9 protein-coding genes are annotated in these 16,103 nt (G+C 59.5%); 7 read left to right on the top strand and 2 right to left on the bottom strand.

Annotated features, from left to right (window positions below; genetic code table 11):
- Window positions 1–103 precede the first annotated feature (103 nt).
- Both VGM18_12520 and VGM18_12515 read left to right on the top strand, forming a co-directional pair.
- A complete protein-coding gene (locus VGM18_12520) occupies window positions 104–2,836 on the top strand; it encodes a protein kinase (GenBank protein HEY3973822.1) in 2,733 nt (910 codons plus the stop codon).
- A gap of 59 nt (window positions 2,837–2,895) precedes the next feature.
- On the top strand, window positions 2,896–3,936 hold the full coding sequence (locus VGM18_12515; GenBank protein ID HEY3973821.1) for a kelch repeat-containing protein: 1,041 nt from the start codon (window positions 2,896–2,898) through the stop codon (window positions 3,934–3,936).
- Between the two features lie 99 nt (window positions 3,937–4,035).
- On the opposite strand, the gene purB is transcribed toward VGM18_12515, so the two are convergent.
- Entirely contained in the window at window positions 4,036–5,361 is a 1,326-nt protein-coding gene (gene purB / locus VGM18_12510; protein HEY3973820.1) for an adenylosuccinate lyase, read from the bottom strand.
- A 209-nt stretch (window positions 5,362–5,570) separates the two neighbouring features.
- Between purB and VGM18_12505 the strand changes: the two genes are divergently transcribed.
- The 5 genes from VGM18_12505 to VGM18_12485 all read left to right on the top strand — a co-directional run bounded on the left by VGM18_12505 (window position 5,571) and on the right by VGM18_12485 (window position 14,795).
- A complete protein-coding gene (locus VGM18_12505) occupies window positions 5,571–6,035 on the top strand; it encodes a MarR family transcriptional regulator (protein ID HEY3973819.1) in 465 nt (154 codons plus the stop codon).
- Window positions 6,036–6,102: 67 nt separating this feature from the next.
- The gene (locus VGM18_12500) at window positions 6,103–7,932 is read left to right on the top strand and encodes a chloride channel protein (GenBank protein HEY3973818.1); all 1,830 of its coding nucleotides are present in this window, start codon (window positions 6,103–6,105) and stop codon (window positions 7,930–7,932) included.
- Window positions 7,933–7,950: 18 nt separating this feature from the next.
- Window positions 7,951–9,132, top strand: a complete 1,182-nt coding sequence (locus tag VGM18_12495; protein HEY3973817.1) for a tetratricopeptide repeat protein — start codon at window positions 7,951–7,953, stop codon at window positions 9,130–9,132.
- A gap of 1 nt (window position 9,133) precedes the next feature.
- The gene (locus VGM18_12490; protein HEY3973816.1) at window positions 9,134–11,002 is read left to right on the top strand and encodes a chloride channel protein; all 1,869 of its coding nucleotides are present in this window, start codon (window positions 9,134–9,136) and stop codon (window positions 11,000–11,002) included.
- Window positions 11,003–11,219: 217 nt separating this feature from the next.
- Window positions 11,220–14,795: a TonB-dependent receptor gene (locus VGM18_12485; protein HEY3973815.1), complete on the top strand. Its 3,576-nt coding sequence runs from the start codon at window positions 11,220–11,222 to the stop codon at window positions 14,793–14,795.
- A gap of 184 nt (window positions 14,796–14,979) precedes the next feature.
- Here VGM18_12485 and VGM18_12480 read toward each other — a convergent pair whose 3' ends face one another.
- Window positions 14,980–15,963, bottom strand: a complete 984-nt coding sequence (locus VGM18_12480) for a serine protease (protein HEY3973814.1) — start codon at window positions 15,961–15,963, stop codon at window positions 14,980–14,982.
- Window positions 15,964–16,103: the final 140 nt, after the last annotated feature.

The raw sequence follows: 16,103 nt of genomic DNA, 5'->3' as shown, positions 1-16,103 counted from the left end.
TTGACGAGTAGTCAATACTGGTCACTTGGTGCCCACCCGGAATACTTCCGGTCTGGGAGCCTGGTATCGGCGCATACGTGGCAGTGTTCTGCGCAAGGCTATAATGCTCGAACGAATGGCGCTCACTTCCGGGACGAAACTCGGTCCATATGAAATCCAATCGCCGCTGGGCGCAGGCGGCATGGGCGAGGTGTATCGAGCGAAGGACTCTCGACTCGATCGTACCGTAGCCATCAAAGTCTTGAACTCGAAACTTGCCGCCAACACGGAGCTGCGAGCCCGCTTCGAACGGGAGGCCAAAATCATCTCGCAGCTTCAGCATGCCCACATCTGCGTGCTGCACGACGTCGGTCATCACGAGGGCGCAGACTTTCTAGTGATGGAGTTCCTGGAAGGCGAGTCGCTGGCCGATCGTTTGAAGAAGGGACGCCTGGCGATGGAGCAGTTGCTGAAAATTGCAACCGAGATCGCCGACGCACTTGAAAAAGCACACCGTGCCGGAGTAGTGCACCGCGACCTGAAACCGGGCAACGTGATGTTGACCAAGTCAGGCGCCAAGCTTCTCGACTTTGGTCTCGCCAAGCCGCTGGGAGCTACGGTCGCGACGAGCGACGGCAGCGGCAGCTCTGCTTCCGTGGTGGCGGCGGCGCTGACGCAGACTATCCCGACTCCGAGTCCTGTATCGCCACTTTCTGCCGCTGGGACCGTGATCGGGACCGTGCAGTACATGTCGCCTGAGCAAATCCAGGGGAACGAAGCTGACGCGCGATCCGATATTTTCGCGTTTGGGCTCATGGTGTTCGAGATGGCCGCCGGCAAACGTGCCTTCGAAGGGAAGACGCAGGCCAGCATCGTGGGGCAGATTCTAGCCTTTGACCCGCCTGCGGTCACAACACTTCGGCCCGATATGCCACTGGCATTGGACCAGCTCATTCGCAATTGCCTGGAAAAAGATCCCGACGAGCGCATACAGACCGCGCACGACCTGAAGCTGAGTCTGCAAGGGATCGCGGTTGAACAGGCGGGGCGAAAGGCCGCGGCCGCGGTGGCGCTCCCTAGTGGGCATCGGCGCGAGCGTCTTATTTGGTCAGCTGCCGTGGTGGCCGCGATTGTTCTTGGTGCGGTCGCGGCCATGTGGCTCTACCACCCGTCCCAGACAGCGCCGCCGATCCGCGCTGCGATCAATCCGCCTGCGAACGCGACCCTGAGTCTCATTGGCGATTTCGCGGGACCACCGGTGTTGTCGCCCGATGGCTCATCGCTGGCCTTTGTGGCCGTCGGTGCTGACGGAAACAACGCAATCTGGGTTCGTCCTTTGAACGCACCGGAGGCGCATGTGCTTGCCGGTACCGATACCGCGACTTTTCCTTTTTGGTCGTGGGACAGCCGTTCGCTGGGTTTCTTCGCGGAAGATAAACTGAAGACAATCAACGTCAATAGCGGATCGACGTTCACGGTATGCGACGCGCGGTTCGGCCGCGGAGGTTCATGGGGCCCGGGCGGAATAATTCTGTTCTCTCCGCAGACGCCCGCTCCGATTATGCGCGTCAGTTCCAGCGGCGGGACTGCGGTGGCCGTGACCAAGAATGATGCGCCGAGTGTCTCCTCGCATCGCTGGCCTTTCATTCTTCCGGATGGAAAGCACTTTCTCTACCTCGCGATCAATATCAATGACCCCGCCAGTGATGCCGTGCACTACGCGTCGGTGGATGGAAGCGCGGATCGCTTGCTGTTTCAATCTCGATCGAACGCGGTTTACAGCAACGGATTTCTCTTGTTTGTTCGCAGCGGCCAGTTGATGGCACAGCCCTTCGATCCCGCCAACGGAACGCTGAGTGGAGAAGCACAAAGCCTGGCCAGCAGCGTGATCGAGGATCTTTCTACCTGGCACATTGACGTTTCTGCCTCCACCAACGGCCTGCTGATTTTTGGCAGTGGCGGAACTGGCGACGAGCAACTGGTTTGGGTGGATCGCAATGGAAAACAGATCGGCACCGTGGCCGGCAAAATGGCCAATGTAACGGCTGCAAAGCTATCGCCACAGGGGGATCGCATTGCGCTTGAGATTGATAATGGTATCGGTGCACACGACATCTGGGTGCTCGATGTGGTCCGCGGAGTCCAGACGAGACTTACCTTTGGACCCATTCAGAATTCGAATCCCGTCTGGTCGCCCGACGGCAAGTGGATCGCGTATTCCTCCATCGAAAAAAACAACGACACAAAGCTCTACCGCAAACCTTCCGATGGAAGCGGCGCAGCGGAACTCCTGCATAGCGATGACCATGACCAGGTGGGCAGCGATTGGTCGCAGGATGGAAAGTATCTTATCTATGCGCGTGGCCATGTAGGCATATTGGATTATGAAATTTGGGCGCTCCCACTTCAGGGAGACCATAAGCCATGGCTTGTGGTTCCGCGGGCTGAGAAATCCATCGCCTACGAGGCACGCCTCTCCCCCGATGGCCGCTGGCTTGCGTACACCTCGAAAGAATCTGGAAATCTGGAAGTGTACGTAGTGGCCTTTCACGGCGGCGAGGGCAAATGGCAGGTTTCAACCAACGGCGGCACTGCACCGCAGTGGAGCCGGGATGGCAAAGAACTCTACTACGCTCACCAGGCCAACCGCTCGATTATGGCCGTGCCGGTAAAGGAAGCGAATGAGGGGCTACAGTTTGGCGCTGCTCAGTCCATCGCCTCCGATGCGAAGAGTTCTACGCCCGGCGTTTACGATGTCGCGCCCGACGGGCAAAAAATCCTTCTCGATCTGGTTGCGCAACAGGTCAGCCCATCCGTTACCGTTATGACGAACTTCACTGCCGCCTTAAAGAAATAGAGTGCGCCCAGGGAAGTTGGCTAGTTCTTTTTTTTCGCCCAAGACGTAATATTTCAGCAATGAAAAAACTTTCTGTCTTCTTCTTGCTGGTGCTGTGCGCCGTATTCCTCCTGGCGGCCGATCAACCGAAATTTCCTCCGATGCCGGTCGCAGTTTCGAGCAATGCCGTGGCATCGCTGAAGAATGGAATCGAAGTCTATTCGATGATGGGAGTCGGCCCCAAGAAGACCTGGGATGACATTACCAACAAGATGTACCTGCTCCGCTTCAAGTCGGGGAAGTGGACTGAAGGCCGGCCCGTGCCCGGAGTGGCCGGCCGCTTGGGCGCGTCGGCGATCGGCGCCCGCGGCCAGATTTTCGTATTCGGCGGTTATGTCGTGGACGCGCAGGGAAATGAAATCACCGTAGCCGACGTGAACTCCTTCCTGCCCCAAGAGCAACGTTGGTATCGCGCCGCCGATATACCGGTGCCCGTGGACAACGCGGTCATCGGTCTGAATCACGACCGCTATATTTATCTGGTCGGCGGACGGTCGAAGAACGGGCCGGTGAATAACGTACAGGCCTACGACGTCGAGAAGAATACCTGGAGCCAGGCGACGCCGCTTCCGGGCAGTGCGGTTTTTGGTCATGCCGGCGGTTTGATCGATGACGCCATCGTTTATGTCGATGGCGCGAAGAAAGATCCTGCCGGGGGAAACCGCTACGTGGTGTCGGACGAATGCTGGATAGGAAAGATCGAAAAGAAAGATCCGAACAAAATTGCGTGGAGCAAAATTTCGGCGCATCCCGGACCGGGGCGGTTCGGCATCGTTGCCGGCGCCTGGGAACACGAGCACAGGATTCTGTTCTCGGGAGGCACGGCCACTGTGCACAACTTTAAGGGCCTGGACTATGACGGCAAACTGGCGGAGCTTTCCCCGGTGACGTTTGCGTTTGAATTGCACGGAGGCAAGTGGGAGACGATCTCAGAGGACACGTTTGACGTCCGCACCGACGGCCGGGGAATCGTGTCGACGCCGCTGGGCCCGCTGATTATTGGCGGGATGCTGAAAAATGGAGCGATCTCGGCGCGCGTGCTGGCATTGCAGAAGAAGTAGTGTGGAGAGGCGGACGCCTCATCCGTCCGAACGAAGTGATGAGTGCCCAGGGTAAAATCCACTTCTCTCAACTGAAAGCGACAAGTGGGGCACCCGCTTTTATTTCTTTTTCTTTCTCGCAGAAGACGTCTTCTTGCCGAAGACGCGGACGAAAATCTTATCAACATTTTTCAGTTGGCGTTGCAGGTTGAAGGCGCGTTCGATTTGCCGGCGCGGAATTTTGGCGGTGATTTCTTTGTCGGCGAGGACGAGTTCATGGAAGTCCAAGTTCTCTTTCCAGGCGCGCATGGCGTGGGATTGCACCAGGCGGTAGGCGTCTTCGCGGCTCACGCCGTGCTCGACCAGGTCGAGCAGCAACTGCCCGCTGAAGATAAGGCCGCGCGTGCTGTCGAGATTGGCGCGCATGCGTTCGGGATAGACGAACATGGTGTCGATCAGGTTGGCCGTTTTGGTAAGGAGATAGTCGACGAGCGTGGTCGAGTCGGGCAGGATGATGCGCTCGGCGGAGGAGTGCGAGATGTCGCGTTCGTGCCAGAGGGCAACGTTTTCGTATCCGGCCTGCGCGTTGCTGCGGACGACGCGGGCGAGGCCGCTGATCTGCTCGCTGGTCACGGGATTGCGCTTATGCGGCATGGCTGACGATCCCTTTTGCTTTTCGCTGAAGAACTCCTCCGCCTCGCGGACTTCGGTGCGCTGAAGGTGGCGAATTTCGGTGGCGATCTTGTCGAGCGTGGAGGCTATTACGGCGAGGGTTCCCAGATAGTGGGCGTGACGGTCGCGCTGGATGACCTGCGAAGAAACGGCGGCCGGTCTCAGTCCCAGGCGGGCGCAGATTTTCTCTTCGAGTTCCGGTGTGAGGTGGGCGAAGATTCCGACCGCTCCGGAGAATTTTCCTACGCGCATGTCTTCGGCAGCGGCGAGGAAGCGCGCGAGGTTACGCTGCGTCTCGGAATACCAGTTGGCGATCTTGAAGCCGAAGGTGATGGGCTCGGCGTGGATGCCGTGGGTGCGGCCGACCATGGCCGTGTCTTTGAACTCCCAGGCGCGGCGCTCCAGGACTTCGGCCAGATGTGCGAGGTCTTTTTTTATAACATCGGAAGCTTGTCGAATCAGCAGAGCCTGCGCGGTATCGACGACATCGTTGGAGGTCAGGCCGTAGTGAAACCAACGGGCGTGTGGGCCGACGATTTCTGCGACGGCGGTGGTGAAGGCGATAACGTCGTGGCGCACTTCGGCTTCGATCTGGTGAATGCGCTCGACGCGGAAGTCGGCGCGCTCGCGAATGGCGCGGGCGGCGTCCCTGGGGACGAGGCCGACTGCGGCGAGCGTCTCGGTGGCGGCGACTTCAACGGCCAGCCAGGTGCGGAAGCGGTTTTCGTCGCTCCAGATGCGGGCCATCTCCGGGCGGGTGTAGCGCGGGATCACTGGCACTCCTGTGCGTGCGGCGGAATTGCGGACTAAGGATTCTATACGGAGGCCTGGGATGGAGGCTAGAGCAGGCGCCGATGCGCCGCCGGCTAAACTTCTTCACCACGGAGGACACGGAGGATCGCTGAGGAGAGCAGCCGAGCTCGCTCATATATCGCCCTACGATATAATAGTTCCAGACTATCGCGGCACGATAGACATCCCGCATGAAGAAGCTCACCCTGTCCGACTATCAGGCACTGGCCGAATTTCGATTCCAAATTCGAAAATTCCTTCACTTCAGCGAGCTGGCGGTGCAAGCGGCCGGGCTGGAACGGGGCCAATACCAGCTCATGCTGGCGATCAAAGGAATGCCGGCGGGAGTTCGGCCCCGGATTCGGGAACTAGCCGACCGCATGCACATCCAGCATCATAGCGCGGTGGAGTTGGTCAATCGGCTGGAACGCGGAGAGTACGTGCGGCGGGAGCGGTCGGAGGGCGACCGGCGCGAGGTATTGCTGGAACTTACGCCCAAGGGCGAGCGGGTGCTGGCGGAACTCGCGCTGCATCATCATAACGAGTTGCGGAACTCGGCCCCCGGCCTGGTGGGAGCGCTGCTGCGGCTGATGCCGAAGAAGGAAAGGCGGAAAGGGTCGGCGCGGAGCGTAGAGTCGAAGTCCTTCAGGGTCTGAACCCCGTTTTCGAGCACCAGGGCTTACCGCGGTGCGGCGCTGCGCACCAAAAAGTGAAGATAAAAATATGACAGACGCAACCAACCCGTCGAACTCGATGCCGGCGCAGTTTCGCATCGTGCTGGTTTCTTTTCTGGCGGCGGCCATCGGGCTCGTGGCCGGCCTGGTAGCTTACGCGCTCTACAAGCTGATCGGGCTGTTCACCAATCTGTTTTTCTTTCATCACTGGTCGACAACTTTCAGGAGCGTGGGCTCACATCAACTGGGAGCGTGGGTGATTCTGGTTCCGGTGGTGGGCGGGCTGATCGTGGGCGTAATGGCGAAGTACGGCTCGTCCAAGATCAAGGGACACGGAATTCCGGAAGCGATGGAAGCGGTATTGACCAACCGCAGCCGCATCGAGCCGAAAGTGGCGATTCTCAAACCGATCTCGGCGGCGATCGCGATCGGAACCGGCGGACCGTTCGGCGCGGAAGGTCCAATCATTCAAACTGGAGGGGCGATCGGGTCGCTGGTGGGGCAGTTGCTGCACACCACGGCGGTGGAGCGGAAAGTGCTGCTGGCTTGCGGCGCGGCGGCAGGAATGTCTGCCACCTTCAACACGCCGATCGCCGGGGTCATTCTCGCGATTGAGTTGCTGCTCTTCGAATTTAAGTCGCGGTCGTTCATTCCGCTGGTGATTGCGAGCACGCTGGCGACGGCGGTCCACATGCAACTGCTGGGCGCCGGACCCATGTTCTCAGTCGGAGAGTCTTCGGGGAAAAGTCTGGATTTCGGGATTCCGCACGCTTTGCCGTTCTACCTGCTGCTCGGGCCGATCTGCGGGTTAGCGGCCGTTGGACTGAGCAAGGCACTTTACTGGGTGGAGGATTCGTTCGAGAAGCTTCCCTTCGATGAATTGTGGTGGCCGGCGATCGGAGCGCTGGCACTTGGCGTCATTGGTTTTTATGTGCCACGGGTTTTCGGCGTGGGGTATGACACGATCGGAGACATTCTCAACGGGAGTCTGGCATGGAAAGTTCTGCTGGTAGTGATGTTTGCGAAGTTCGCGGCGCTGGTGATTTCACTGGGATCGGGAACGTCGGGCGGGCTGCTGGCTCCAACATTTATGTGGAGCGCGGCCATGGGCGGCCTGTTCGCGATGGTAACGAATCATGTGTATCCGGCGGCGCATCTTTCCCCGGGAGCGTTTGCCCTGGTGGCGATGGGAGCGGTGTTTGGGGCGGCTTCGCGGGCCACGTTCTCCTTCATTATTTTCGCATTTGAGATTACGCGGGACTACAACTCGGTGCTGCCGCTGATGCTGGTCGCCGTGATCGCGGACGGTGTCGCCATGCTGTTCATGCCGACGAGTTCGATCATGACCGAAAAGCTGGCGCGCCGAGGACTGCGGGTGCATCAGGATTACGAAGCCGATGCGCTGACCCAGGCGAGGGTGAGCGAAACGATGGAAAAAGATGCTCCTACGATTGCGGCGGATACGAAGGTAGGAACCCTGGCGGAGCGGATTGCGCGGCGTGATCCGGCCGTGGCCCGACATGAAGCTCTGCTCATCGTCGACGACTCCGCCAAACTTGCGGGCATCATCACTCGGGGAGATATTTTGCGCGCGCTCCACCAGGATCCTTCAGGCGCGATGACGGTGCAGGAAGCGGGCAAAACTCTTCTTGTGGTGACCTATCCGGATGAACTGGTATCAGAGGCGGCGGCCAAACTTTTGCGCTTCGACATCGGGCGGCTTCCGGTGGTCGATCGTGCCGACGAACGCAAAGTGTTGGGCTATGTGGGCCGAGCTTCGATTCTGGCCGCGCGCTTGTTGCGTTTTCATGCCGAGCATGTGCGCGAGCCAGGATGGCTTCCGGTCCCAAGGTCTCGAGTCAGTCATGAGTTTCGATAAATGGTTGGGGATGCTGGGATGGTAGAAGCGAAGGCAGAAAATATCGGCGCCGGTTTATCGAACCGAGTGGCGAAAGACGTTCGGCTGTATCTGCGGCAGCGGCCGGTGATATTGACGCTGTTGGCGCTGCTCGCGATCCTTTTCTTCGTGGGCGTGAGCGGACTATCGCGGGCTTATCAAGCGCAGCGAGAGTCTCTGGGAAGCCGATGGTTCAACCGTGGGCTCGGGGACCTGAGCGCGGGCCGATATGATGCCGCAGTCATGGAATTTCGCTCGGCGCTGCTGTATTCCCGCGACAACTACGATTATGAGCGCCATCTGGCCGAGGCCCTGATCGGCCTGAAGCGGACCGGCGAAGCCTCGACCTACCTGCTCAACCTATGGGACCGTCAGCCCGAAGACGGGGTTGTGAATCTCGACCTGGCGCGCATCGCCGCCCAAAAAGGGCAGATCCAGCAGGCGATCCGCTATTACCACAATGCGATCTATGCCGCCTGGCCGAGCGATCAGGAAGCGAAACGCCGCGATGCGCGGCTGGAGTTGATCGAGTTGCTATTGGCGACGGGAGCCAAGGCACAGGCGCAACCGGAGTTGATCGCGTTGCAGGAGAATGTGGGGGAAGATCCAGCGCAGCAGGAACGTATCGGTGATTTGTTTCTGCGGGTGGGGGATTATGAGCATGCGCTGGCGGCATATCGCATCAGCCTGAAGGCGGAGGGCGAAGATCGCGCAGCGCTCGCGGGGGCGGGATTCGCCGCATTCCAACTCGGACGTTATCCTCTGGCGCAGCGCTATCTACAGGCCGCTGTAGCGGCCAATCCCAGCGACAAACATAGTGCCGATCTGCTCAAGTCGACGGAACTCGTTCTGCATATGGATCCTTTCCGGCGGCAACTTTCCGTGGCCCAGCGCGACCGGATTGTGGTCGAGGCATTTTCTACGGCAGGCGAACGGCTCAAATCTTGCGGTCTTATGCGCGGCTCGGCACTGCCCACTGCGGCGCAAACGAGCCTCGCCGATAGCTGGGCCAAAATGAAGCCCGAGATATCGGAGTTGAATCTCAAACGGAAACCCGACTTGGTCGAGCAGGCGATGAATCTGGTGTTTGAGATTGAGCGCCAAACCAGCGCCATGTGTGGAACTCCGGCGGGAACCGATCTGGCGCTGCTGTTGATCGCAAGACTGCACGAGGGTAGTTAAGTTGGATTTGAAAAAGAACGCCCAAGACTTGCTGACGAATGACTTGCGCACGAACGCACAATCCGGCGCCGCAATCGAAAGTCCGCACCCGCTGGAAGCCCAGGCGAACGGCCTGACGACGAACGGGCTGGCGACGGATGACTTGACCGCGAACGGCCTCACGGTGAACGGGCATTCCCCGAAAGCTCTGTTGCAGAGCGTTTTTCGCGAAGACCGCTTCTTCCTTGTGCTCTCGGTATTCATCGGAGTTTTTTCCGGGCTGGCGGTGGTGTGCTTCCGTTTTGCGATTGGCTGGTGCCGGCTTTACCTGCTGGGATCGGGAGCGGTGCTCTCGCCCTCGCGTCTTCTGCTGGCGCCAACGCTGGCAGGCCTGGTGATCGCGGCGCTGGTGATTCATTTCTTCCCGCGCACGCGCGGCAGCGGAGTCAACCAAACCAAAGCTGCGCTCTACATCTATAACGGACACATTCCGGTGCGCACGGCGGTGGGCAAGTTCATCACGGCGGCGCTGGCAATCGGCTCCGGGCACTCGTTGGGTCCGGAAGATCCATCGTTGCAGATCGGCGCGTGCCTGGCTTCGGTGCTGGGCCGGCAGATGCGGTTGTCACGCGACCGCATGCGGCTGATCGCTCCGGTCGGCGCGGCGGCAGGGCTGGCGGCGGCGTTCAATGCGCCGATCTCGGCGGTGCTGTTTGTGATTGAAGAGGTGATTGGCCGCTGGACCGCGGGAATCCTGGGCTCGGTGGTGCTGTCGGCAGTATCGAGCGTCGTCGTGATGCGTTGGTTTCTGGGATCGGAATCTTTGTTTCGCATTCCCCCGGTGCAACTGGAACGTCCGTCGGAGCTGATCGCATACTCGATTCTGGGAGTAGTGGGAGGCCTGGCGTCGGTTCTATTTTCGACGGGCATCGCGACGTTCCGCCCGCGTCTCAAAGCGCTGCCGTTATGGACGCAATATTTTCAGCCGGCGATGGCGGGATTGCTCATTGGCATTATTGCGGTGCTGGGCGCGCCCCAAGTGATGGGTGCAGGCTACGAGGCGATGGATGAGGCCATGCATGGGCGTTTTACCTGGCAATTCCTGGCGATGCTGGCCGGACTGAAAATCGTAGCCACGCTGCTCTCGTTCGTCAGCGGAACTCCGGGGGGGATGTTCGCGCCAACATTGTTTATCGGGGCAATGCTGGGCGCGGCGGTGGGCGGAGCCGAACATGCGGTCTTGCCACATCTGACGGGTTCGCCGGGGACTTATGCGCTGGTGGGGATGGGGGTGCTGTTCGCAGGATTTCTGCGCGCACCGATGACTTCGGTATTCATGGTGCTGGAGGTGAGCGGAAATTATTCGATCATCGTGCCGGTGATTCTCGCCAACACGATCGCGTATGTGATTTCCCGCGGACTTCAGCCGATTGCGATTTTCGATCTGCTCACGCGGCAGGATGGCCTGGAGTTGCCGTCGATGGAGGAGCAGCGCGAAGAAGGCATCCTGCGCGTGGAAGATGCCATGCGGCCGGCGGAAGGGCCCGTACTCGATGGGCAGGAGACGGTCGCCCAGGCGCTGCTGAAAGCGGAGCAATCGGCTGCGAATGACTTCCTGGTTCGCCTGAGCCCGACCGGATGGAACAGCGTGACCCGGCAGCAACTACGCGTCCTCGCCGGTGAGGGCAAAGGAGAATCCGCACTCGGTTCGGTATTACCGATTCGGAAGATTCCAGAGTTGCATCCCGATCATCCTCTGGAGACGGCGCTCCGCTACGTGGATCGTTGGCCGCTGATGCCGGTAGTCAGCCGCGCCGATTTGAGCCAACTGGAAGGTGTCATCACGGAGCGCGATGTGCTGGAGCGCTACCGGGAATTTGGCGAAGGCTGAGCGCCACGCCGGGTTGCTGCTATCAGTTTTGTGTATTGCAGGTACGTGAATTGTTACCTCGGTTTGCGATCCGCGCTTGAAAACCTCCGCTTACATTCGGTAAGCTTTCCCCAATCCACGCAAGCAGACTAGCGGTGTATCCAGCGGAGCTTTCGATGAAGACAGGCGGTCCCTGTTTTCAATCTTTCGGTTTCCAGGTCTATCCAGGAGAAAGAGAATGGCAAGTTATCTAATCAGGCTAGTAGTGGTAAGTTTGCTGGCTGCGCTTCTTACGGGGCAGGGTCTTGCGCAAGGCGGAGCCACGGGGGCTATCGAGGGGACGGTACAGGACCCGAGCGGCGCAGTGGTCGCCAACGCCGAGGTGCGCGTAACTAACCAGGACACGAGCGTGCTGGAGCGCACGTTGCAAACCGGACCGGACGGAACTTTTGCGGCGACGTTGCTGCCGGTCGGCACTTATACGATCGCGATCAAGAGCGCGGGTTTCGCGGAGGGAAAGTTTTCCAACATCGTTGTGCGGGTAACGGAAACGACGCGCTTGACCGCGAAGTTGTCGACCCAGGCCGTGCAACAGCACATAGAAGTCGCGGCGGAAGTGCAGGCGGTCGATACCAGCGATGCGACCACGGGACAGGCGGTCGACAGCAATACTATCCGGGCGCTTCCTCTGGCGACGCAAAACTTCCAGCAGTTGCTGACTCTGTCGACGGGGGCCCAAGGCGAACTGAATTCTGCCTCGCAGTTGGGACGCGGCCAGGTACATATCTTCGTCAATGGGCAGCGCGAAGATAACAACAATTATTTGATCGAAGGCATCAGCGCCACCGACTACAACGTCGCCGAGTTGACCACTACCCCGTTGCCGAATCCTGACGTTGTGCAGGAATTCAAGGTGGCGACCTCGCTCTACGACGCCAGCCAGGGACGCAACGGCGGCGGGAATATCAATGCTATTCTCAAGAGCGGTACCAATACCTTCCACGGCGATGTGTACGAGTTTTTTCGCAACACGGCGCTCGATTCCAACGAATATTTCCTGAAGGGCAGCGGGTCGCCGCGTCCGGTAATTCAACAGAACATTTTTGGCGGAAGCCTGGGCGGCCCGGTGAGCCCAGGGGGAAAGCTGGGTTTCTTTTTTGTGAATTATCAGGGCACGCGGCAGCGCAGCGGCGAGTCGCCGGGGACGCTGATCAGCACGTTCGTTCCCTACGTGCCCGCTGCCGACCGCGGCACCGACAGCGTGTCGATGGCGAATCTTTCCAACGATTTCGGGGGCGTCGCGATTGATCCCGTGGCCGCTTCGCTGATGGCGTTTCAAAGCAATCAATTCGGCGCTCCCGCCAACGGCTATCTTTTCCCCTTGCCCAGTGTTCCGGCGGGCACGGCTGCCGGAACTCCGGTGCAGTTCACGGTCAGCAAACCCGGCAGATTTACCGACGATCAATTCACCGGCAACTGGGATCATGAGTTTCACCAGTCCCGGGACACAGTTTCGGCGCGCTTCTTCTTTTCCAACTCCGAGCAGGACATCCCCTTCGGAGCGGGAGGATTGCAGGCTTCCTTGGGCGCGCCCGCCAGCGGAACCGATCTGAACTTTCCCTACGACCTGCCGGTGCATGACCGCTTCTTCAGCATCGCCGAGACGCACGTCTTCAGTGCGAGGCTGGTCAACGACTTCCGCTTCGGGCTGGTTCACATCGACAACAGCGGCATCAACGTGAATCCGGTCACGGCGACGGATGTCGGAATCGACCGGCCAACCAGCAACTTGACGAGCAGCATCTATAAATTCACCTTTGGCACTTCGGGCTTCCAGTTTGGCCCAACTCCTCCCGCCAATCAATACCAGACGCAGAACAACTACAACTTTGTCGAAAACCTGAGTTGGGTCAAGGGTGCGCACACCTTAACCGTTGGCGGGCAGTACGTTCGCGTGAATCTCGATAAACAGTTTCCGCAGGTCTTCAACGGGCAGCTCTTCTTCACGAATACGTCGAACGGACTGACGGATTTCGAGAATTTCCTGAATGGCAACGTGCAGTTCAGCTTTGGCGGCGGCGGTGTGTACAACCACAAGTATCGGCAGAATGATTCGGCCTTCTTCGCGCAGGATGACTGGAAGGCTACGCGCGACCTGACGGTGAATCTCGGCTTGCGGACGGAATTCTTAGGAGCCTGGACCGATGGCGACTGCCACATCGGCAACATCGAATCGGACCTGACCAAGTCGAACACCTATCCCTTCATCTATCCCAGTTGCGTGAACAAGCTGGGAGTTGCCGGGCTGACCGGCAACGCCGCCGGCTCGACCTTCAAAAACAGCGTCTCGACAGGATGGGGACCGCGCGTCGGATTTGCCTGGGATGTTTTCGGCAAGCATAAGTCCACGCTTCGCGGCGGATACGGCATTTACTATGTTCGCGAAGACATTGGCGCCGTCGACCAACTCAGCTTCCAGTCGCCGTTTATTCCGATCGTGTTCTTTGGGACCACGCCGGGAATCACGCTCTCGAACTTTTTCACCGGAACGCCAGCCACCAATCCCAACGCGGTGCCGATGGCAGGACAACTGTCAGGCGCATGGATTCCCTGCCTGGCGCAGCTCACCAGCTTTACGCCGAACAGCCCGACCGGACAGGACGGCTCTTACGCCTGCACGGGCGGACCGGGAGTCAATTCGACGCAGAATCTGTTTGTGCTGGAAGTGCCGCGCCACTTTGTGGTGCCTAACACGCAGCAGTGGAACCTGACTCTCCAGCAGGAACTCGGTAAACGCTGGGTGCTGGAACTCGGCTATGTCGGCACACGCGGACTTCATTTGCGCGAAACCCGCGACGCGATTCAGTCTGTAAACGCCAGCCCGACCAATCCGTTTACCGTCACTGACATCAACAACAACAGCTATCAGATCACCGACAACACATTCTCCAACGCGATTGCGCGCACGCCTGCACCCGGTCTAAACGGCTACAGCGGCTACCAGCTTTTCGCCAACGATGCGTACTCGATCTACCACTCGCTCCAGGCGACGGTCTCGCGGCGCTGGGGACAGAGCTATCTGCAAGGCGCCTACACATTCTCGAAAAACATCGACGCGACTTCGAGCGGCAACACGGCCTTCAACACAGCCTACAACGACCAGAGCAACATCAATGCGTCGCGCGGGCTGTCGGATTTCGACCGCACTCATCGGCTCTCCGTCACCTATGTTTACGAGCTGCCGATCTTTCAGCACTCGACAGGCCTTGCGCACACGGCGCTCGGCGGCTGGGCGCTGAGCGGCGTGACCATCTTCCAGTCGGGCAATCCGTTTTCGATTCTCGACTCCGGCGCGGGAACGGGGTTCCTGGGGCAAGGCAGCACGCCCCTGCTGGGTGCAAGCCTGGCTCCGGGCGCGACCATTGCCAGCGGCTTGACCAGCGGAAGCATTCAAAGTCGCGTGGCCAACGGATATTTGAATGCCCCGGCGTTCACGCCGGCGCCATTGCTCTATCCGACTCAGTGCGATCCGATTAACAACCCGAACTACTGCACCACCGGCTTTGGCGACCTGGGCCGCAATATTTACCGCGGTCCGTTTGAGCAGAACTGGGACGCCTCGCTGATCAAGTATTTTAAGTTCGGCGAGCGCCAGGAAGTGCGCTTCACCGCTGACTTCTTCAACGTGTGGAACCATCCGACCTTCGCGAACCCGGCCGTGCTCGACGTTGAGGCCGGATCGTCGTTCGGAAAAATCGTAAACTCCACCGGCACCCCACGCCTGATTCAGTTCTCGCTGCGCTGGGCATTCTAGAAGCCGTTTAACGGGGGGCGACGGCCTCCCGTCCTTTTGAATCGACCCAAGTCTTTGTGGCAATCGAAGACGAGCACCGGCCCTAAAGGGCTCAAAATTTCTCGCGCCAACGCGGCCCTAAAGGGCCGCTCTTCCACGAAGATTCTGTTTTATTTTCCCGATTGGGCTTATTCCCGATTGGGCTTTATTTTCCCGACTGGGTTTCTTGCACGAGCGGGCGGAGGGAGTCGACCGAGACGCCAAGCGTCCCGCCGCTAAAGCCGTCCATGTAGGCGGAGTTGACGCCGATGACTTCGCCGCGCAAGTTGAAGACCGGCCCGCCGCTGCCGCCGTGTGCAGTGGGAGCGTCATAGATGAGCTTGTCTCCGACTACGTCGCCGAGATGTCCGCAAGTGGTCGAGGGACGAATCAGCGACAGGGCCGCGAGTTCACTGGCCGCGCTGATGTCGTTGTGGCGATAGGCGAGGCGCTCATAGATTCCGCTGGGCGACTTGGCGACCATTCCCGCAATGCCCATGGGATAGCCGATCACCGTGACCAGTTGTCCGGGAGAGCCGGGCGACTTCGCCAGCGGCAGAACCGGCAGGCCACGAATTGCGTCGGAATCTTCAGCCCGCAAAACCGCCAGATCGGAACTCTTCGAAACCGAGCCGGGAGTCAACGCCACCGGCGTCGGCGAACCGGGAAAGAAAACCACGAGGCTTTCGATCGTCCCAGTGGCACCCTGTTCGATCAACTTTTGCGCTTCTTCGTCGCCGTACCAGGGTTCGGCTACGTGGCGGTTGGTGGCCACCAGCCCACGGCCGACCAGAAATCCTGTGCCGGAAACGCGGGCCCGAACCATCGGGCGCTGGTTCGCGAAGCCGACCTGATAGACGCCGTAAATATATCCGATGGAATTGCGATAGCGGTTCAGCACCACGGCCGGCATGGCCTGATCTTGCTTGAGTTGCTCGACCTGCGCGGTCAGATCGTGAACCTGCTTTTGCAGGTCGCTCGGGGGCTCTTCCAGGGCGGTTGCGGGAGCGTAATAGTGGACCATCGCCAGGGCGCCGACCAGCAGCACAAATCCAAGAATGCCCTGGACCATCTGCTGCCAACAGTCGCTGACCGGATTGGCTCCCGCTACGGGAGATGAGTCCGGGTCTTGCATTGGGGATTCGGGCATGGAGTGTCTAGAAGCGTCCTTCGTTCCAAGCCATTGTTTGTAAGCTACTTAAGCGCCGAGCCTTGATGGCTGGCCAGGCGGCCGGCTTGGAATAAGGGCATCTTCGCCGGTTTGGGGGGCATTTACCACGGTACTGAAGA

The sequence above is a fragment of the Candidatus Sulfotelmatobacter sp. genome, from assembly GCA_036500765.1.
GTDB lineage: Bacteria > Acidobacteriota > Terriglobia > Terriglobales > Acidobacteriaceae > Sulfotelmatobacter.
This window is presented reverse-complemented; position numbering and strand designations above follow the sequence as displayed.